The sequence below is a fragment of the Streptomyces sp. A5-4 genome, from assembly GCF_051131715.1.
In the GTDB taxonomy this organism is placed as follows: domain Bacteria; phylum Actinomycetota; class Actinomycetes; order Streptomycetales; family Streptomycetaceae; genus Streptomyces.
Genome location: NZ_CP178591.1, coordinates 8,162,320 through 8,180,616 on the forward strand (window position 1 = coordinate 8,162,320; position 18,297 = coordinate 8,180,616).

An 18,297-nucleotide genomic window follows, 5' to 3' on the forward strand; every position below is an offset into this window, starting at 1 on the left:
CGGAGTTGACGGCTTCGGGTTGTCAGATTGACGAGAAGGGCCGCGGATACGCCGCCGCCGAGCAGGACGAGGCCCGAGGCCGTCGACGTCGACGACGCCCCGACCGTGCTGCGCTTCCCCAAGGAGTCGGTGGGCCCCGCGATCGAGCCGATCGACCGGGTGGGCGGCATGGATGTGCTGCACCGGGCCGAGGACCCCGAGGTGCTGCTGGTCTGCGTCGGCGCCATGGCGCCGGTCTGCCTCCAGGCGGCCGACCTGCTGACGGGCCGGGGCATCGGGTGCACCGTCGTCGACCCGCGCTGGGTCAAGCCCGTCGACGAACAGCTCGCCCCCCTCGCCGCGCGCCACCGCCTCGTCGCGGTAGTCGAGGACAACAGCCGCAGTGGCGGCGTCGGTTCGGCCGTCGGGCAGTCGCTCCGCGACGCGGGCGTGGACGTACCCCTGCGGACGTACGGCATCCCCGAGCAGTTCCTGGCACACGCCAAACGCGGCGAGGTGCTGGCCGACATCGGGCTCACCGCCGTAGAGATCGCGGGCCACATCGGCGCCACCCTGGCGACCAAGGAGGCCCCACTGGTGAAGGAGACCGGCCCATGACGGACGACGGGCCCAAGGGGTTCGATCTGGCGACGCTCCTGGCCGAGCGTGGCGCCGAACGGTACGAGCTGCACGCACGGCACCTCAACCACCAACTGCCGCGCATGCTGCACACCATCGGCTTCGACAAGGTCTACGAACGGGCCGAGGGCGCGTATTTCTGGGACGCGGACGGCAACGACTATCTCGACATGCTCGCGGGCTTCGGTGTGATGGGCCTCGGCCGGCACCATCCGGTCGTACGCAAGGCGCTGCACGACGTCCTCGACGCCTCGCTCGCGGACCTGACCCGCTTCGACTGTCAGCCGCTGCCCGGACTGCTCGCCGAGAAACTGCTCACGCACAGCCCGCACCTGGACCGGGTGTTCTTCGGCAACAGCGGCACCGAGGCCGTCGAGACCGCGCTGAAGTTCGCCCGGTACGCCACGGGGAAACCCAGAATTCTCTACTGCACGCACGCCTTCCACGGCCTGACGACCGGCTCGCTGTCGGTCAACGGCGAGGCGGGCTTCCGCGACGGCTTCGCGCCCCTGCTGCCCGACACCGCCATCGAGCTCGGCGACCTGGCAGCCCTGGAGCGGGAGTTGAAACGCGGCGACGTCGCGGGCTTCGTCGTCGAGCCCATCCAGGGCAAGGGCGTGCACGCGTCCCCGCCCGGGTTCCTGCTCGCCGCGCAGCAGCTGCTGCGCCGGCACAAGGCGCTGCTGATCGCCGACGAGGTCCAGACGGGCCTGGGCAGGACGGGCGACTTCTACGCGTACCAGCACGAGGAGGGCGTCGAGCCGGACCTGCTGTGCGTCGCCAAGGCGCTCTCCGGAGGCTATGTGCCGGTGGGGGCCACCCTCGGCAAGGACTGGATCTTCAAGAAGGTTTATTCGTCGATGGACCGGGTGCTCGTCCACTCGGCCAGCTTCGGCTCCAACGCCCAGGCCATGGCCGCGGGGCTCGCCGTTCTGTCGGTGATGGAGGACGAGGAGACCGTCGCGAACGCCCGGCGCGTCGGTGATCTGCTGCGGGAGCGACTGGCCGCCCTGGTCGACCGCTACGAGCTGCTGCACGACGTACGCGGCCGGGGGCTGATGATCGGCATCGAGTTCGGCCGGCCGAACTCGCTGAAGCTGCGCAGTCGTTGGACGATGCTGCAGGCGGCCCGCAAGGGACTCTTCGCGCAGATGGTCGTCGTACCGCTGTTCCAGAAGCACCGCATCCTGACTCAGGTCTCCGGCGACCACCTCGAAGTCATCAAACTCATTCCGCCGCTGACCGTGGGGGAGAAGGAGGTCGACCGCTTCGTCGACGCCTTCACCGCCGTCATGGACGACGCGCACAGCGGCGGGGGCCTCATGTGGGACTTCGGCAGGACACTGGTGAAACAGGCGGTCGCCAACCGGTAGCCGGAGCGACGGAAACCCCCTTTTTGCCTGAGAGGCAAAAGATTTGCCTCTCAGGCAAGGTGCCTGGCTCAATGGACGGCATGACCCCACGCCTCGAAGAGGACGCGCCCGACGGGCTGCCGTCGGTCGCTCCGCAGCTGCGCGACCTGCGGCGGCACAGTGCCCTCACCCTGGAGGCCGCCGCCCGGCGCGCCGGGCTCTCGCCCGCGCACCTGTCCCGCCTGGAGACCGGACACCGCCAGCCTTCGCTGCCGATGCTGCTCACCCTGGCCCGCATCTACGGTACGACGGTCTCCGCGCTGCTCGGGGAGAGCGCGCCCGACCGTGACGCGGTGCTGCGGGCCGGCGAGGCGCAGGCCACGGAGGCCGACGGCTGGACGTACCACCGGGCGGGTGGGCCCGGCCGTGCCATGCAGGCCCTGCGGCTGCATGTGCCGCACGGCGCACAGGGCGACCTGGTGCGCGTGCATCCCGGTGAGGAGTGGCTGTATGTGCTGTCGGGGCAGCTGCGACTGGTGCTCGGCGAGAGCGTGCACCGGCTGGCCGCCGGGGACAGCGCGCACTTCGACTCGCTGACCCCGCACCGCATCGCCGCCGTCACCGCGGACGGGGTCGATCTTCTGTTCGTCCATACGCTGCTGCAGAGCGCCGCCGCCGGGCTCTGCCTACCCCAGGAGACCTGACATGCCGGACGAGACGATCGGCGAAAAGGCCGGCGAAGAGGCGGACGTGAGGCCCGCCCGACGCGGCATCGTCGAGGACAAGTTCCCCAGGGGGCTGATGATCCGGCTCTTCGTGTACGTCGTGGCCGGCCATCTCTTCGCGGCCTTCGTCTATCTGCTCTTCACGCTGGGCGACGCGCGCTGACCGCGCCGCGCGCCGGGGCGAGGGGCCGGCCCGGGGTGCGGGAGCAGGCCCGGGCCGCGATGTCGCTCAGGCATCGTCGAGGAGCCGCAGCCGCAGCCGCTCGCGCGTCTCGGGGGTGACCCGCAGGCCTTCCGTGAGGTAGCGCTCGGCGCCGCCCCAGACCTCCTCGATGGTCTCGAAGGCGGCGTCGAGGTACTCGGCGCGGGCCTCGAAGAGCGGGCTGAGCAGTTCCATGACCTCGGGGGACATGCCGACGGGGGAGTTGTCGCTGCGGCTGACCTTGTAGCGGCGCGACGGGTCGTTCGACTTGAGGTAGTCGGCCACGATGGCCTCGCGCTCGACGCCGACCGCCAGCAGCGACACCGCTATCGAGAGCCCCGCGCGATCCTTGCCCGCCGCGCAGTGCATCAGCGCCGGGACGCTGTCCTCGGCCAAGGCGTGCAGCACCTGGCTGTGCTCGCCGGTGCGCTCCTTGATGATCTCGCGGTAGGTGTCGGACATCCGCCCCGCCGCCTTGCCGTCCGCGAGAATCTCGCGCAGCTCGTCGAGGTTTCCGTCGCGGACCATCTTCCAGAACACCGCGCCGTCGGCCGGGTCGGTCAGCGGCAGGTTCACATTGCGTACACCCGCCAGCTCGACGTCCGGACCCTCCAGCTTCTGGTCCGCCTCATTGCGGAAGTCGAAGATCGTGTGCAGGCCGAGGGAGTCGAGAAAGACCGCGTCGGCGACGGTGGCGTGTGCCAGGTGCCCGCTGCGGAAGAGCACGCCGTGCCGCACCTGCCGGCCGTCCACGGTCGGCAGGCCGCCCACATCGCGGAAGTTGCGCACTCCGGCAAGGTCGGGCTCTGTCGACGGGACCTGCGGCAGCTGCTGTGTCACGGTGACTCCTGAAGTGTCTGCCGTCGGCGTTGCTCGCCGATCTGGGCACCGTTCGACGATACGACATGAGTACCTGAGGCAATTGTCTCGGCCGTGCACGCGCGGCCGTCGCCCCGGGCCGAGCGGGAGCTGCCCGTACCTGGCCATGAACTCCACGCCCCCGTGTGCCGATTGGGGCCAGGGGGGGCGCGTGCCCGACCCCACCATCGCCACCGCCCCGCGCGCCAACTGGAGGGCCTCGCGGTACACCGGGCGGAAGGCCGACCACCGCGGTGTCCCGGTCGCCCTCACCGGGGAGTTCCTGGCCGGCTACCGGCTGCACCCGAGGGGCCCCACTGTTCGGACGCGCGGCGCGTACCAGGGGAGTGGCTGAGCGGCGAGCCGGCCGAGGCGGGTGTGACCACCTTCGCCGGTCCGCGCGCCGATGATCCGGACACCTCGCCGGACCTGGCGTGGGGCCGGCGTACAAGCTGGTGGTGCTCCGGGTGTCCGGCGCGGGCCCTGGTCGTCGACTGCGCGGAGGTCAGGATCACCGACTTCGGGCGGCGAGTAGCACTTGGGGCGAATCGGGCTATTTGTGGGTAACACCCCTTGTGGGCAAGGGGGATGGTGTGCTTGCTGGTGAGCAGGATCATATTCGTGACGGTGCGTGGCGAAGTCGTGAAGCGAATACCAGGTCGTGGGCGGGGCGTGAAGATCGGTAATCCACGGAGTGTGACGACAAATCCCCACGGGATTGCCGCAGAGCGATGATCAGCCATGGCCGATTGTCCTGATCGGCTTGTTCGAGGACGCCTCGGCGGCTTACGGTCACCGTCAATCCGGGTGGATCGCCGAATCCTGCCACCGCCCGGAAACCCCACGACACTCACGTGTGGCAGGAGCGGGGGACCCAGGTAGTACGCCGTCATCCGGAACTCCGGACCGGCTCGGGGTTAAGTCGCGCGGTTGCGCGGCCGGGCATCTCCAGCCCGAACCCGACAGCTCACCTCGTAGGCGCCGGAGAGGAAATTCGCCATGCCCGCAAAGGGTAAGCACCGCCGCCCGAGGTCCAACTCGATCACCCGTGGATTCGTCGCCGCGGGAACGGGCGGAGCCGCACTCGCACTTCCGTTCATCGCCGCCACCGGCGCGAACGCCGCGGAGAACGCCGCACCGGCCGCCGCGCCCGCCGTGGCCCCCGAGAAGGCCGCGTCCGCCGCAGCCGTCTCGCAGCAGAAGCAGCAGCCGAAGAAGGCCGGCAGCAAGACGTACGCCGTGGTCTCCGGCGACTACCTGTCGAAGATCGCCGACCAGCAGAACGTGCGCGGCGGCTGGCAGAAGCTGTACGAGGACAACCGGTCGACCGTCGGCGACAACCCCGGGCTGATCATGCCGGGCATGAAGCTCAGCATCGGCGCGAAGGCGGCCGGCTCCGCCCCGTCGTCCGCGTCGCAGTCGTCGGCCAAGGCCGCCGCACCCGCCGCGCAGCCGAAGTCGTCCTCCTCGCAGTCCTCCTCCTCCGCGAGCGGATCGGAGAAGTCCGAGTCGGCCGGCTCCGCATCGACGGCGTCGTCCTCCGGCTTCACCGCCCCGGTCTCCGCGGGCATCACCACCTCCTACCGCGCCTCCGGCGGCAGCTGGTCCAGCGGCTACCACACGGGCGTCGACTTCTCCGCGTCCAGCGGCACCTCGGTCAAGGCCGTCGGCGCCGGCACCGTCGTCTCCGCGGGCTGGAGCGGCTCGTACGGCAACGAGGTCGTCATCCAGCACAACGACGGCCGCTACTCGCAGTACGCCCACCTGTCCTCGCTGTCCGTCTCGTCCGGCCAGAGCGTCACCGGCGGCACGCAGATCGGTCTCTCCGGCAGTACCGGCAACTCCACGGGCCCGCACCTGCACTTCGAGATCAGGACCGGCCCGAGCTACGGCTCCGACATAGACCCGCTGGGTTACCTGCGCGGTCACGGCGTCTCCGTCTGACACACGCCCTCTCTCCGGGCCACGGGCATCGCCTTCGTATGCCCCCTTCCGCGCCGCACACCGGCCGCGGAAGGGGGCGTACGCGTTGAACCAGGTCCGTCCAGGCCGGCCCAGGCATATTCCGGGGTTGACCCAAACTTGACCGGTGTCCTTTCTCACCGGCGTCAACCCCCTCCCTACGGTGGCGTAGGTCACTTGATCCAGTGGAGCATGGGCCGACGTGGGAGACGATGCGAGATCATTCAGGACAGGGACCATAGGGTCGTACGCGGCGATTGGGGACAGCTTCACGGAGGGGGTCGGTGACCCCGGACCCGGCGGTGCGTACATCGGCTGGGCGGACCGGCTGGCCGTACTCCTCGACGATCGTGTCCCCGAGCACACATTCCGCTATGCCAACCTCGCCGTGCGCGGCCGGCTCCTCGACCAGATCGTGGCCGAGCAGGTCCCCAGGGCGATGGAACTGGCCCCCGACCTGGTGAGCTTCTGCGCCGGCGGCAATGACATCCTCCGGCCTGGCAGCGACCCCGACGACGTCGCCCAGCGCTACGAGCGGGCCGTCGCCGACCTCACCAGCAGGGTCGGCACCGTCCTGGTGACGACCGGCTTCGACACTCGGCACATGCCGGTGCTGCGCCATCTGCGGGGCAAGATCGCGACGTTCACGGCGCATGTACGGTCCATCGCCGACACGTACGACTGCCCGGTGCTCGACCTGTGGTCGCTCAAGTCCGTCCAGGACATGCGTGCTTGGGACACCGACCGGCTGCACCTGTCCGCGGAAGGTCACACCAGGGTGGCCCTGCGCGCCGGCCAGGTGCTTGGCCTCGACGTACCGGCCGACCCGGACCAGGAGTGGCCGCCGCAGATGCCGCGCGGCACGATGGGTGTCCGCCGGGACAACATCCAGTGGGCGCGCGAACACCTGGTGCCGTGGATCGGCCGACGGCTGCGCGGCGAGTCCTCGGGGGACCACGCCGCGGCGAAGCGGCCCGATCTGCTCCCGCTGTGACCTGACGACCCGATCTGACGGCCCGGCCTGTCCTCCCGGGCCCGCGCCGGGTCAGGTCCGGGCGGGCAGCAGAGAGCTCAGGGGGATTGGGTCCGTGTTGCCCTCGGTCGTGCAGGCGTGGGCACCCGCCACCGCGCCCAGGTGGGCGCACTCGTCGGGGGCCAGGCCGGCCAGCCGCCCGTACAGGAAACCGCAGACGTAGGCGTCCCCGGCGCCGTTGGAGTCCACCACGGGGCCCGGCACCGCCGTGGCCGGGACCGGTCGCGGGGTGCGGCTGCCGCCCCGCGTCATCAGGTACGAGCCGCCCGCGCCCGCCGTGGCGACCACCGTCCCGGCGCGTCCCTCGCGCAGGATCTTGCGCATCACATCGGCGATCCGCTCACCCGCGCCCGCCGCGCTGAGGAAGACCAGGTCGCAGCGGAGCGCGAACTCCCGGTGGTGGTCGGTGAGTCCGTCCCAGTCGTGCAGATCCGTCGAGACGGACACGCCGAGCTCCTCGATGTCGTCCAGGAGGTGGCGGGAGAAATCCATGATGGACAGATGCACGTGCCGGGCCCGCCGCAGGTGCGGCAGGTAGAAAGAGCGGGGCATCCGCAGGTCCCCCGGGTCGCGGGCGTCGTAGAACGACATGCGGCGGCCCGTCGAGCCGTCGACCAGGTTCACCGCGCGGCGGGTGCCCGCCGGTGAGATCAGCGGCTCGAAGTCGACATCGCCCTTGGTGAGCCGCTCACGGACCTGCTCGCCGATCCGGTCGTCGCCGATGAAGTCGATGAATTTCACGCCGAGCCCCAGGGCGCGGCAGCCCAGGGCGACATTGCCGCCGGTGTGGCCCGGCCACTCGCGAATGGGCGGCACCCCGACGGAATCGGCGAGCGGCACCGGCAGCGAGTCGACGCGGACCACCGTGTCCACGCCGCTGCCGCCCACGACCAGGACGTCGTACGGCGCGGGGCCCGTATGCGCCTCGTGCTCAGCCTGTTGGTGCGTCAAGGCATCCCCTTTCGTGTCCCCCGAACCTCAGTATGGCCGCATGGAGATGGCCCAGGGTGGGAGTGGCGTCACTCGTCCGGCGGCGGTCGGTGCTGGGATGGCCCTTCGACTTCCGGAAGGAACACCCCCATGCCCGCACATACGTCTTCGGCCCCGGCCGGGCCGCCCGCCACTTCGACCATGGCCAGGTCGTTCGCCGCGGCCGTGCTGGCCGGCGGGCTGCTGGCCGCCGGTGCGGCGCCCGCGACCGCAGCGGCCACCGCGCCGCTCTCCGCCCCCGCGCCCGCCGCGTCCACCGTCTCGGTCGCCGGTGAGGGCAGCGCGTCCGCGACCCCCGACCTGGCCGTCGCCAACGCGGGTGTGGAGGTCACGAGGCCCACCGGCGAGGCCGCCATGGCCGGCCAGTCCGCCGCGGCGAAGAAGCTGCTGGACGCGGTACGGAAGCAGGGCGTCGCCGACCGCGACGTACAGACCGCGGGCATCTTCCTGAACCCCGTCCACCAATACGAGGGCGGCGCCGCCAAGCTGACCGGCTATCAGGCCGGGCAGACCTTCACCATCAAGGTCCGCGACATCGACCGGGCCGGCGCGCTCCTGAAGGCCGTGACGGACGCGACGGGCGAGGACGGCCGGATCAACGGCGTCGCCTTCGACGTCTCCGACCCGGCTGCCCTGCGCGCGGCGGCCCGCGAGGCCGCCTACGCCGACGCGCGGAAGAAGGCCGAACAGTACGTGCGGCTCAGCGGACACGAGTTGGGGAGGCTGGTCTCGCTGACCGAGGATGCGGGCGGACAGCACAGCCCCCTCGCTGTGCAGCCGAGCGCCTTGGCGGACGCGAAGGTGCCGGTGGCGCCGGGCGAGGTCCAGGAGCAGGTCACCGTCACGGTCGTATACGAGCTGGACTGATCCCGAACGTGCTCGGACCTCCTGAAGTGGGCTGAATCCGAAGGGGGCTTGGGCGTCCTGAAGTGAAATGGTCCGAACGGGCTTGAGCGTTGCCGGCCCGAAGTGGGTCTGTTCCGGCGGTCATCAGCGGGTGGCGGCCGTCAGAGCCGTGCGCTCGATGCCCAGTTCGCGGGCGAGCGCGTCATCGGTCCACTCCAGCACGGTGGTACGGGAGAGCGTCCCCGGGTACGACGACATCTGGACGGCGAGACCGTCCAGCAGGGCGGTCAGCCGCCAGACCGCGGACACCGGGTCCTCGCACCGGAACTCCCCGCTCGCCACCCCCTCCGTGATGACCTCGATCAGCGCCGCCTTCCACTGCTGGTCGAGGTCGCCCGCCACCTCGCGGAGCACGGGCTCGCGCAGCGCGGCGGCCCAGCCCTCGATCCAGAGCTTCCAGCCCTTGGCCACCCCGGTCGGCGCGTACCAGCGGACGGCTGCGCGCAGCCTGCGGACGGCGGAGGTACGACGGCCCAACAGCTTGCGCAACTGGGCGAGATCGCCCTCGGCGGCGTATCGGAAGGCCGCGGCGACGAGCTTCTCCTTGGTCGAGAAGTGGTAGAGCACCAGCGCGTTGCTCACGCCGAGTGCCGAGGCGACATCGGCGATACGCACGGCGCTCACACCCCGCGCCTCGATCTGCTGGACGGCGGCACGCAGCATGTCCTCACGCCGTTCCGCCACACTCAACCGGACTCTGACCACCTGGTAACCCTACACACGGGTCGGCTGACCAGGGCCGGAACGGTGATCTTGCCGAGTGGGGCAACAGCGCGACAGCGGTCCACGGGATAGCGTGCGCGGCATGGGCGATGCGTACGTATGGGTGGCCGACGTGGACGCCCGGCCGGAGGAAGCCGCGGTGCTGGCCGGCCGGGCCATGGACTGGCTGGAGGGGCGGGGCGTTGTCCGGAGCGAGTTGACGCAGTGCCTGCTCGGGGACGAGCTGGGTAGGGCGCCGGGCCCGCACGCGGCACGCGCCGTCGCCGGTGACGAGGTCGCGGATGTGCTGACGTCCGGGGTCGGGATGGAGGTCGAGCGCCGCGTCTATGTGTGCGTCGACCTGTGGACCGCCACCTGCCCGCACTGCGGCGCCACGACCGAACCGCCCGACAGCGGAGCCGAGATGTGGAGCGACACCTGGTCGCCGCTGCTCGACGCGCTGTACGCCTGGTTCGGCGGCACGGGACCCGGCGGGGCCGCCTGTGTGCGCTGCGGGGAGCAGGCCGACTTCCTCGACTGGAAGATCGACCCGCCCATCGCGGTCGCCCATCTGGGGCTCATCTTCTGGAACTGGCCGCCGCTGGCCGGGGCCTTCCTCGCGGAACTCTCCGCGGTACTCGACGGCCACCGGCTGGTGACCGCAAGGACCGGGGTCTGACCGACCGCGGGCGCTGCCCCCACGGTGGCTACCGGTACCAGCCGTAGCGCTCCGCGATGACCGGCAGACGATCGGCGACGATGGCGTGGGCCGCGGCCCGCGGTGTGCTCCCCTCGGCCTCGGCGCGCGCCAGGACCTGGTCGATCAGGGCGCGCATCGAGCGACGGGTGTACGCGAACGCCTCGTCCGCGTCGGCCCCGATGTCGCCGAAGAGGGTCCACCACCACCAGGCGTTCGTCCCGGAGTTGACGACGACGTCCGGCAGGACGACGATCCCGCGGGCCGCCAGCAGTAGCTCGGCGTCGGGCAGCACCGGCATGTTCGCCGCCTCGACGATCCAGCGGGCGGTGACGCGGTGCTGGTTGCCGGCGTCGACGGCGTACGAGACGGCCGCCGGGACCAGGACCTCCACGTCGGCGGCCAGCCAGGCGTCGGCAGGCAGCTGCCGGTCGCCGGGGCGCAGCGCGGAGCGGTCCACGGTCCCGTACGCGTCCCGGGCGGCGAGCAGCGCGTCGACGTCCAGCCCCTGCTCGTTGGCGACGGTGCCCAGCACATCGGCGACGGCGACGACGCTCAGCCCGGCGCGGGACAGGAAGCGCGCGGTGGCCCCGCCCATGGTGCCCAGGCCCTGCAGGGAGACACGCGTCCCGCGGTGGCCGACCCCGGCGCGGTCCAGCGCCGCGAGCACGGACTCGGCGACTCCGCAGCCGCCGACCAGCTCGTCGAGCCCGATGCCGTCGACCTCGACGGCGAACGCGTCGGTGAGCCGCCGGCGCGCCGCCTCCTCGTCGTCGAGCAGCGGATGGACGGCCTGGACGGAGGAGACGAGACCGGCTTCGGCCGCCGCCCTGTCGACGAGGTCCTGGGTCAGGCCGAGGTCCTCGCCGGTGGTCCAGAAACTCTCGATGTACGGACGCACGGCGCGCAGGTAGCGCACCAGGACGTCGTACGCCTCCGGATCCCTCGGGTCGCAGTCGATGCCACCCTTGGCGCCGCCCAGCGGGATGTAACGGCCCGCCGGGTTGTAGTGCAGGGCTTCCTTCATCGTCATGCCGCGGGCCAGGCCCGCGACCTCGTCCAGCGTGCAGCCCGCACGCATCCGCAGCCCACCGCTGGAGACGCCGCGTACGAGCCGGTCGACGACCAGGAAACCCTGCCGCCCCGTGACGTGGTCGGTCCAGCTCAGCGAGATCAGGGGGGCGCTCATGCGGTGGTCTCCTCCGAAACGGTGCCGACGGCCCTGCCGGGTCTCGGCTGAACCGTCGGTCAGTATCTGGACCCGGCGGGGCCCCGTCAATCGCGATACCGGCCCCGGGTGCGCTGCGGCGACGGGCGGGCGGCGCCGGTCGTGCGCGCGGTGCACGATGCCGGACCGCTGCCCCGGAAGGAGCAGCCCGCCCGGCCGGTGGCCGGACACGGCGCGGCGGAGCCGTCCACCGGGTCGCCGGGCCCCGTAACCGCTTCCGTAACGAGCCCGTTCCTGCGCTGTCGTACCGGCCGCACATAATGGAAGGGACACTGAGCTTCTGGAGGTCCTGTGACCGGCGCCGACCAACTGCAATCGCTGCGCTCCCGGGCGCGTGCGCTGAGGGCCGCCGCCTTCGGCGCCGATCCGGCGGGGGAGCGCATGGAGCGCATCCGCCGCTCCCCGAACTTCGTGGACGGTGTCTTCCAGAACCCGGTGGGCGCGCGGACCAGACCGTCCGGATCGACGGTCGAATTCGCGAAGATCTACTTCCGCAAGGAGCAGCGCCTCCGCAGGGCCCCTTCGGGCACCGTGCCCGTTCATGCCACGACCCTCGCCGACCTTGCCGCACCGCCCGCCACGGGGCTGCGCCTCACCTGGATGGGGCACTCCAGTGTGCTCGCCGAGATCGACGGCCGCCGGGTGCTGTTCGACCCGGTCTGGGGCAACCGCTGCTCGCCCTTCGCCTTCGCGGGACCCAAGCGACTGCACCCCGTCCCGGTGCCGCTCGGCTCGCTCGGCCCGGTCGACGTCGTGGTGATCTCCCACGACCACTACGACCACCTCGACATGCCCACGATCCGCGCCCTCGCGAGCACCCGCACGGTCTTCGCGGTGCCGCTCGGCGTCGGCGCCCACCTGGAGCGCTGGGGTGTGCCCGCCGAGCGCGTGCACGAGCTGGACTGGAACGAGACCGTCAAGGTGGCAGGCCTGAGCCTGACCGCCACCCCGGCCCGCCACTTCTGCGGCCGCGGGCTGCGCAACCAGCAGCACACCCTCTGGGCGTCCTGGGCCGTCGCGGGCCCGGAGCACCGGGTCTACCACAGCGGTGACACGGGCTACTTCCCCGGTTTCAAGGACATCGGGGCGGAGCACGGGCCGTTCGACGCGACGATGATCCAGATCGGCGCGTACAGCGAGTACTGGCCGGACATCCACATGACCCCCGCCGAGGGCGTCCGGGCCCACCTCGACCTTCAGGGCGGCCCGTCGAGCGCCCCGATGCTGCCGATCCACTGGGGCACGTTCAATCTCGCCCCCCACCCGTGGTCCGAGCCGGGCGAGGGCACCCTCACGGCCGCCGGTGAGGCAGGCGTCGCCCTGGCACTGCCGAACCCCGGACTGCCGTTCGAGCCCGGTTCGGAGGCCGTCCCGGTCGCGCCGTGGTGGCGCGCCGTCGCGGTGCCGCCCGTCGCCGTGACCCCGGCCCCGGGCCGCCCGGCGCCGCCCGAGCGGCCCGTCACCTCCGGCGAGCCGGAGACCGCGCCCGCCGTCCAGGGCTGACGCGGGGCGCCCGGGGAGCCCTCGGGATATCGGTCTGCAGTACGAGACGTCATACCAGAGCGGGACGCTGCGTGGGCAAGTTTGGCAACTGCCCGTCGATCATGAAAGGTTGCCGACTACTGTGAGTGTCCGGTGATCAACATGGGGCCACATCACCCGAGTTGAACCCAGACCGACTCCAGCCCGATTCCTGGCCGACCAAGGTCCGGAACGGACGCAGCACGCCGATGCCTGGGGCCCCACGTACCAAGGACGCTGATGTCTCAACTTCGAGCACCCGCAGCGCGCGCAGACCGCCGCGAAGGCGGGCGGCACGGACGGCCGGGCTCCCGCCCCCACCCCGCGCAGTCGACGCCCGAAGTCCATATACGCCCCCAGCTCCTGCGCGCCGCGGTGCTGCCCGCAGTCGTCGTCGCGCTGAGCGGCGCCGGGGCGGTGGTCTTCACCCTGCACGCCACCGCCACCGCGCCGACACGGAACTTATGGGTGGCGCTCGCCGCGGCCGCCGCACTGGCCGTCGTCTCGCTGGCGGCGGCCGTCGTGGGCGCCGACCGCGCCGCCAAGTCCGTGCTCGACCGCTGCAACGCCCTGCGCAGGGCCAGCGCGCGCGGCCAGGCCGACCTGCGGGGCGTGGTGGAGCAGCTGCGCCGGGGCGAGGGCCCGCCGGCCCGCCGCACACCGCCGACCGGCAGCCAGGGCGGTGACGAGTTCGATCTGCTCGCCCTGGAGCTGGGGCGGGCGCACGAGTCCGCCGTGGGCGCCGTCGTGCAGGCGGCGCAGCTGTCCAGCAGTGCGGGCACCGACCAGAAGGTCGAAGTCTTCGTCAATCTCGCCCGCCGCCTCCAGTCGCTCGTACACCGGGAGATCCAGCTGCTCGACGAGCTGGAGAACGAGGTCGAGGACCCCGAGCTGCTCAAGGGCCTCTTCCACGTCGACCACCTGGCCACCCGCATCCGCAGGCACGCCGAGAACCTGGCCGTTCTCGGCGGTGCGATCTCCCGGCGTCAGTGGAGCAACCCCGTCACCATGACGGAAGTGCTGCGCTCCTCGATCGCCGAGGTCGAGCAGTACTCACGCGTCAAGCTGGTGCCGCCGGTCGACGGCACCCTGCGCGGCCACGCGGTCGCCGACGTCATCCATCTCCTCGCGGAGCTCGTCGAGAACGCCACAGTGTTCTCCGCCCCGCACACCACGGTGCTGCTGCGCGCCCAGCGCGTCACCTCGGGTCTCGCCATCGAGGTCGAGGACCGGGGGCTCGGCATGTCCCTCACCGAGCAGAACAAGATGAACGCCCTGCTCTGCGACCCGGACCAGGTCAACGTCGGTCACCTTCTGCAGGACGGGCGCATCGGCCTCTTCGTGGTCTCCGCGCTGGCCCGCAGACACGGCATCAACGTCCGGCTCCAGGCCAACATCTACGGTGGTGTGCAGGCGGTACTCGTACTGCCGCAGGCACTGCTCGGCACCGGCGACGAGGGCAGTCTGGGCAAGCCGGAGACTGCGGCGCACCGGCAGCCCCCGCCCGCCCCCGCCGCCGCTCCGGTACCCGCGCCTGCTGCCCCGGCCGGCGCCACCGGCGGCGCCCCGCCGCTGCCGGTACGCGGCGCGCAGGGAGACCGGTCCACCCCGGCCGATGCCCGGCCGGGCATCGGCCCGACCAGCCAGAACGGCCGACACGTACCCAACGGCCAGGACATCCCGACCGCTCCGACGGTGCAGATCGTTGCGACGGCACGGAACGGCCGGCCCGGCCCGGCCGTCCACAACGGCTACACCGGGCAGGACGACGCCGGCCACACCGACGGCTACCCGGACGGGCACGGCCACTCGGACGGGCACGGCCACCCGGACCGGAACGGCCACCCGGACGGGAACGGCCACAGCGTCGGGAACGGCCACAGCGACGGCCAGGCGGACCTGGCGGGCCGCGACGCCCTGTCCGACCCGCCGGCCGAGCCCCCCGCGCACTCCCTGACCCAGCCGCGCGCGAACGGATATGTGCGCGGAAGCACGAGCCGCCCCCTCCTGCCCAGGCGCCGCAGTCAGGAACACCTGGCGCCGCAGCTCAGGGAAGCCCCTGTCGTGCGCGAGGACGAGGAACACCCCGCCATCCACGACCCCGGTCTGATGGCCGCCTTCCAGCGGGGCATCGGTCTGGCGGAGGCCCAGCCCGACCCGTACCTGGAGTCGCTGACACCGCCCCAGGCATCGGAAGTGGCCCAGCTGCTCGCGCCCTTCGAGTCCTTTCCCCAGCGGTTCCCGAGCACACCCACGCCCTCGCGGCAGGAGGGCGACGCAGGCTGACGCATGCCTGCCCTCCTGCTCCGCCCCCGCCCCGTCCCTGTCCCGCAGTACCTCCAAGGAGTAGATGCACCATGGCGAGCGATGCGCCGACCGATCAAGTATCCGATCTCGACTGGCTGTTGAGCGGCTTGGTCCAGCGTGTTCCCTTCACGCGCCACGCGGTCCTGCTCTCCGCCGACGGCCTGGTGAAGTCCGTACACGGCCTCGACACCGACAGCGCCGACCACATGGCCGCCCTGGCCTCCGGCCTGTATTCACTCGGCCGCAGCGCCGGGGCCCGCTTTGGCGACGGCGGCGAGGTCCGCCAGGTGGTGGTGGAGCTCGACTCCACCCTCCTCTTCGTCTCCACCGCGGGCTCCGGCACCTGTCTGGCGGTGCTCGCGGGGCGGGAGGCGGACGCCGCGGTGCTGGGCTACGAAATGGCGATGCTCGTCAAGAGCGTCCGGCCGTACCTGATGACACCGGCGAGGCAGCGGGCAGGCGCACCTGGCGCCCCGGGGCGCTGAGCGTGCCGACCCCGCAGGACGGGCCATGGCTCGACGACGCGGCGGGCCGGCTGATCCGCCCGTACACGGTGATCGACGGCCGCACCCGCCCCACGGCCGTCCTCGACCTGCTGTCCATGGTGCTGGCGACGGGCACGCCCGCCCAGCCGCACCTCGGTCCAGAGCATCTGCAGGCGCTTGACCTGTGCGAGAGACCCACCTCGGTGGCGGAGATCGCGGCGTACCTGAAGCTCCCCGCCGTCGTCACCAAGGTGCTCCTGTCCGACCTGCTGGACTGCGGGGCGATCACCACTCACGCGCCCCGCTTCGACGACCAACCCACCGACCTCTCCCTGCTGGAGGCAGTCCTCGATGGCCTACGACGACGGCTCTGATCTGTTTCCCACCGCTCTCAAGATCCTTGTGGCCGGTGGGTTCGGGGTCGGAAAGACGACCTTCGTGGGGGCGGTCAGCGAGATCGCACCGCTGAGTACCGAAGAACTGCTCACCCAGGTGAGCGTGGGTACCGACAGTCTGGAGGGCATCGAGGACAAGACCAGCACGACCGTCGCCATGGACTTCGGCCGGATGACCCTCGACGAACACCATGTCCTCTATCTCTTCGGCACACCCGGCCAGGAACGCTTCTGGTTCATGTGGGACGAGCTCTCCAAGGGGGCGCTCGGCGCCGTTGTGCTCACCGACACCCGCCGCCTTCAGGACTGCTTCTCAGCCCTGGACTTCTTCGAGCGGCGCGGCATCGAATTCGTCGTCGCCGTCAATGAGTTCGACGGCGCCCACCGCTACGAACCGGACGAGGTACGGGCCGCGCTGGACCTCAGGCAGGAGACCCCTGTCGTGATCTGCGACGCCCGAATCGCCAGCTCCGGGATCCGGACGCTGGTCACCCTGGTCCGGCACCTGCTCACCCTCACCCCGGCCTCGCCGAGCTACGGAGCGTCCACATGACGTACGACAGGATCGGTCATCTGCTGCTCACTCCCGTCGACCGTGAGGCGCCGGCCCGCGTGCGACGGCTCCTCCAACTGGGCATCGGGGACCGGGCCGTACCGGCATTCGACACCTTCGCCGACCGGCTCGCGGAAGTGACCGGAGCCCCGTACTCGATGGTCAACTTCATTGATGAGAACCGGCAGTTCTTCGCCGGTCTGCACACCCCGACCGGTACGCACACCGGTACGGACCTGGGGGCGGTCGCCGCCGCGGGCAAGATCGGCCGGTTCCTCGCCCGCGACCACGGCTACTGCCCGTACGTCGTGGCCCGGCGCAAGGCGCTCGTCCTGGAGGACGTCTGCGACTATCCGCGGTTCGCGGGCAACCCGGTGGTCGACGAGATCGGCATCCGTTCCTACATGGGCGCTCCGCTCATCGACCGCACGGGCCTGGTGCTCGGCACCATCTGTGTCGTCGACACTGAGCCCCGGCGGTGGGGGCGGGCCGGTCTGGAGACGATCAAAGCGATGGCCGCCGAACTGGTCGAACAGATCCACCGCGCCGAGAGCGACCCCTTCTGAACGGCGCCCGCGCGGCGACGCGGGCCCCGAAAGACACCGCTGGTAGCCGAGCCGGTCCGCGGCGCCGCGGACGCGGACGCGCAGGTCTTCGCGGACGCTGGAGGTGCCGTTGAGCGCCCTGGACGCCGTGGCCAGGGACACCTCCGCGGTACGGGCGACGGCCTCCAGCGTCACATGGGCCGGTGCTTCCCCTAACCCGCCACCGGCAGTTCCCGAACCGCCCACCGACAGGGGGAGACGCACCCGATGACCGAATACCGCACCGGCGCGGCAACCGCGAGCGACGGCGTGGAGGTCGCCACGTACACCTGGCTGCCGGAGAGCGGCAGGCCCCGCGCACTCGTCCAGATCGCGCACGGCGCGGCCGAACACGCCCTGCGCTACGGCCGGTTCGCCAACCACCTGGTCGGTCACGGCTACGCCGTGATCGCCTCCGACCACCGGGGCCACGGGGCGACCGCGTCCGTCACCGGTGGGCTCGGTGTGGTGGGCGAGGACGGCTGGCGCGCGAGCGTCGACGGCCTCAAGGCGGTCGGTGACCAGGCCAGGGCCCTCCACCCGGGCGTGCCCGTGGTCCTGCTCGGCCACAGCCTCGGCTCGCTGCTGGCGCGCGATTACGCCCAGGAGTACCCGGACGGGCTGGCCGGAGTCATCCTCACCGGCACCTTCCGGAGCCTGCCGGGCGCCGACATCCAGGACTCGATCGGCCGTCTCGAACGGGAGATCGCGGAGTGCGGCAGGACCGCCCTCTCCTCGTACATCCCCGAGCTGTTCGCCGCCTTCAACGACCCGTACCCGCACCGCACCGGCTTCGAGTGGCTCTCGCGGGACGAGGCCGAGGTCGACGCGTACCTGGCCGACGAGCGCTGCGGGTTTCCCTTCAGCGCGGGATTCGCACTGGACTGGGTGCGCGCGGTCCGTAAGATCAACGACCCCCGCAACCTGGCCCGGATCCCCGCCGACCTGCCGATCCATATCGCGGCCGGTACCGAGGACCCCTGCAACCAGCGCATGACCCTGGTCTACGAACTCCTTGAGGACTTCCGCCACATCGGCGTGGAGGACCTCAGCTGGCAGGCGTACGAGGGAGCCCGCCACGAGATCCTCAACGAGACCAACCGGGGGGCGGTCCAGGACGACCTGACCGCGTGGCTCGACAAGCACGTCTGACACCCACCGGCCGGGAGATCCGCCGGG

The 18,297-nt window shown here is 71.4% G+C and carries 19 protein-coding genes, 2 pseudogenes and 1 riboswitch; of the genes and pseudogenes, 16 read left to right on the forward strand and 5 right to left on the reverse strand.

Going from position 1 to position 18,297, the window contains the following annotated elements; all coding sequences use genetic code 11:
• Positions 1 to 75: 75 nt before the first annotated feature.
• The 4 genes and pseudogenes from ACLLJJ_RS38130 to ACLLJJ_RS38145 all read left to right on the forward strand — a co-directional run.
• Positions 76 to 597 (forward strand): annotated as a pseudogene (locus tag ACLLJJ_RS38130) (transketolase C-terminal domain-containing protein); the annotation flags it as partial.
• Entirely contained in the window at positions 594 to 1,991 is a 1,398-nt protein-coding gene (locus ACLLJJ_RS38135; protein WP_434600638.1) for an aspartate aminotransferase family protein, read from the forward strand. The pseudogene ACLLJJ_RS38130 and the gene ACLLJJ_RS38135, both read left to right, overlap by 4 nt.
• Positions 1,992 to 2,062: 71 nt before the next feature.
• On the forward strand, positions 2,063 to 2,674 hold the full coding sequence (locus ACLLJJ_RS38140; RefSeq protein ID WP_434599299.1) for a helix-turn-helix domain-containing protein: 612 nt from the start codon (positions 2,063 to 2,065) through the stop codon (positions 2,672 to 2,674).
• A 1-nt stretch (position 2,675) separates the two neighbouring features.
• Positions 2,676 to 2,858, forward strand: a complete 183-nt coding sequence (locus ACLLJJ_RS38145; protein WP_434599301.1) for a DUF6126 family protein — start codon at positions 2,676 to 2,678, stop codon at positions 2,856 to 2,858.
• A 66-nt stretch (positions 2,859 to 2,924) separates the two neighbouring features.
• Here ACLLJJ_RS38145 and ACLLJJ_RS38150 read toward each other — a convergent pair whose 3' ends face one another.
• Positions 2,925 to 3,737 (reverse strand): tyrosine-protein phosphatase, encoded by an 813-nt coding sequence (locus tag ACLLJJ_RS38150; RefSeq protein ID WP_434599302.1) that lies wholly within the window; start codon positions 3,735 to 3,737, stop codon positions 2,925 to 2,927.
• A gap of 190 nt (positions 3,738 to 3,927) precedes the next feature.
• Here ACLLJJ_RS38150 and ACLLJJ_RS38155 point away from each other — a divergent pair, with 190 nt between their 5' ends.
• The 3 genes from ACLLJJ_RS38155 to ACLLJJ_RS38165 all read left to right on the forward strand — a co-directional run bounded on the left by ACLLJJ_RS38155 (position 3,928) and on the right by ACLLJJ_RS38165 (position 6,711).
• The gene (locus tag ACLLJJ_RS38155; protein ID WP_434599303.1) at positions 3,928 to 4,110 is read left to right on the forward strand and encodes a hypothetical protein; all 183 of its coding nucleotides are present in this window, start codon (positions 3,928 to 3,930) and stop codon (positions 4,108 to 4,110) included.
• A gap of 464 nt (positions 4,111 to 4,574) precedes the next feature.
• Positions 4,575 to 4,751: riboswitch (cyclic di-AMP (ydaO/yuaA leader) on the forward strand.
• A 3-nt stretch (positions 4,752 to 4,754) separates the two neighbouring features.
• Positions 4,755 to 5,699 (forward strand): M23 family metallopeptidase, encoded by a 945-nt coding sequence (locus ACLLJJ_RS38160; protein ID WP_434599304.1) that lies wholly within the window; start codon positions 4,755 to 4,757, stop codon positions 5,697 to 5,699.
• A gap of 220 nt (positions 5,700 to 5,919) precedes the next feature.
• Entirely contained in the window at positions 5,920 to 6,711 is a 792-nt protein-coding gene (locus ACLLJJ_RS38165) for an SGNH/GDSL hydrolase family protein (RefSeq protein WP_434599305.1), read from the forward strand.
• Positions 6,712 to 6,762: 51 nt separating this feature from the next.
• Here ACLLJJ_RS38165 and ACLLJJ_RS38170 read toward each other — a convergent pair whose 3' ends face one another.
• Complete coding sequence (locus tag ACLLJJ_RS38170) at positions 6,763 to 7,701, reverse strand: carbohydrate kinase family protein (protein ID WP_434599306.1); 939 nt, start codon at positions 7,699 to 7,701, stop codon at positions 6,763 to 6,765.
• 129 nt (positions 7,702 to 7,830) lie between these two features.
• Between ACLLJJ_RS38170 and ACLLJJ_RS38175 the strand changes: the two genes are divergently transcribed.
• Entirely contained in the window at positions 7,831 to 8,607 is a 777-nt protein-coding gene (locus ACLLJJ_RS38175; protein ID WP_434599307.1) for an SIMPL domain-containing protein, read from the forward strand.
• Between the two features lie 123 nt (positions 8,608 to 8,730).
• Here the strand turns inward: ACLLJJ_RS38175 and ACLLJJ_RS38180 are convergent, their stop codons facing one another.
• The gene (locus ACLLJJ_RS38180; protein ID WP_434599308.1) at positions 8,731 to 9,351 is read right to left on the reverse strand and encodes a TetR/AcrR family transcriptional regulator; all 621 of its coding nucleotides are present in this window, start codon (positions 9,349 to 9,351) and stop codon (positions 8,731 to 8,733) included.
• A gap of 100 nt (positions 9,352 to 9,451) precedes the next feature.
• Between ACLLJJ_RS38180 and ACLLJJ_RS38185 the strand changes: the two genes are divergently transcribed.
• Positions 9,452 to 10,027: a hypothetical protein gene (locus tag ACLLJJ_RS38185; protein WP_434599309.1), complete on the forward strand. Its 576-nt coding sequence runs from the start codon at positions 9,452 to 9,454 to the stop codon at positions 10,025 to 10,027.
• Between the two features lie 28 nt (positions 10,028 to 10,055).
• On the opposite strand, the gene ACLLJJ_RS38190 is transcribed toward ACLLJJ_RS38185, so the two are convergent.
• A complete protein-coding gene (locus ACLLJJ_RS38190) occupies positions 10,056 to 11,234 on the reverse strand; it encodes a Glu/Leu/Phe/Val dehydrogenase dimerization domain-containing protein (RefSeq protein WP_434599311.1) in 1,179 nt (392 codons plus the stop codon).
• Between the two features lie 330 nt (positions 11,235 to 11,564).
• Here ACLLJJ_RS38190 and ACLLJJ_RS38195 point away from each other — a divergent pair, with 330 nt between their 5' ends.
• The 6 genes from ACLLJJ_RS38195 to ACLLJJ_RS38220 all read left to right on the forward strand — a co-directional run bounded on the left by ACLLJJ_RS38195 (position 11,565) and on the right by ACLLJJ_RS38220 (position 17,100).
• On the forward strand, positions 11,565 to 12,776 hold the full coding sequence (locus ACLLJJ_RS38195) for an MBL fold metallo-hydrolase (protein WP_434599312.1): 1,212 nt from the start codon (positions 11,565 to 11,567) through the stop codon (positions 12,774 to 12,776).
• 258 nt (positions 12,777 to 13,034) lie between these two features.
• Positions 13,035 to 15,080 (forward strand): sensor histidine kinase, encoded by a 2,046-nt coding sequence (locus ACLLJJ_RS38200; protein WP_434599313.1) that lies wholly within the window; start codon positions 13,035 to 13,037, stop codon positions 15,078 to 15,080.
• Positions 15,081 to 15,151: 71 nt separating this feature from the next.
• On the forward strand, positions 15,152 to 15,586 hold the full coding sequence (locus ACLLJJ_RS38205; protein ID WP_434599314.1) for a roadblock/LC7 domain-containing protein: 435 nt from the start codon (positions 15,152 to 15,154) through the stop codon (positions 15,584 to 15,586).
• A gap of 2 nt (positions 15,587 to 15,588) precedes the next feature.
• Entirely contained in the window at positions 15,589 to 15,960 is a 372-nt protein-coding gene (locus tag ACLLJJ_RS38210) for a DUF742 domain-containing protein (RefSeq protein WP_434599315.1), read from the forward strand.
• A complete protein-coding gene (locus ACLLJJ_RS38215) occupies positions 15,938 to 16,534 on the forward strand; it encodes a GTP-binding protein (protein WP_347123171.1) in 597 nt (198 codons plus the stop codon). The genes ACLLJJ_RS38210 and ACLLJJ_RS38215 overlap by 23 nt, the downstream gene beginning before the upstream one ends.
• Positions 16,531 to 17,100, forward strand: coding sequence for a GAF domain-containing protein (locus ACLLJJ_RS38220; protein WP_434599317.1), 570 nt, complete (start codon positions 16,531 to 16,533; stop codon positions 17,098 to 17,100). Before ACLLJJ_RS38215 ends, ACLLJJ_RS38220 begins: the two co-directional genes overlap by 4 nt.
• A gap of 51 nt (positions 17,101 to 17,151) precedes the next feature.
• Here the strand turns inward: ACLLJJ_RS38220 and ACLLJJ_RS38225 are convergent.
• A pseudogene (locus ACLLJJ_RS38225) lies at positions 17,152 to 17,457 on the reverse strand (LacI family DNA-binding transcriptional regulator); the annotation flags it as partial.
• Between ACLLJJ_RS38225 and ACLLJJ_RS38230 the strand changes: the two are divergent.
• Positions 17,347 to 18,270 (forward strand): alpha/beta fold hydrolase, encoded by a 924-nt coding sequence (locus ACLLJJ_RS38230; RefSeq protein ID WP_434599318.1) that lies wholly within the window; start codon positions 17,347 to 17,349, stop codon positions 18,268 to 18,270. The pseudogene ACLLJJ_RS38225 and the gene ACLLJJ_RS38230 sit on opposite strands and share 111 nt — an antisense overlap.
• Positions 18,271 to 18,297: the final 27 nt, after the last annotated feature.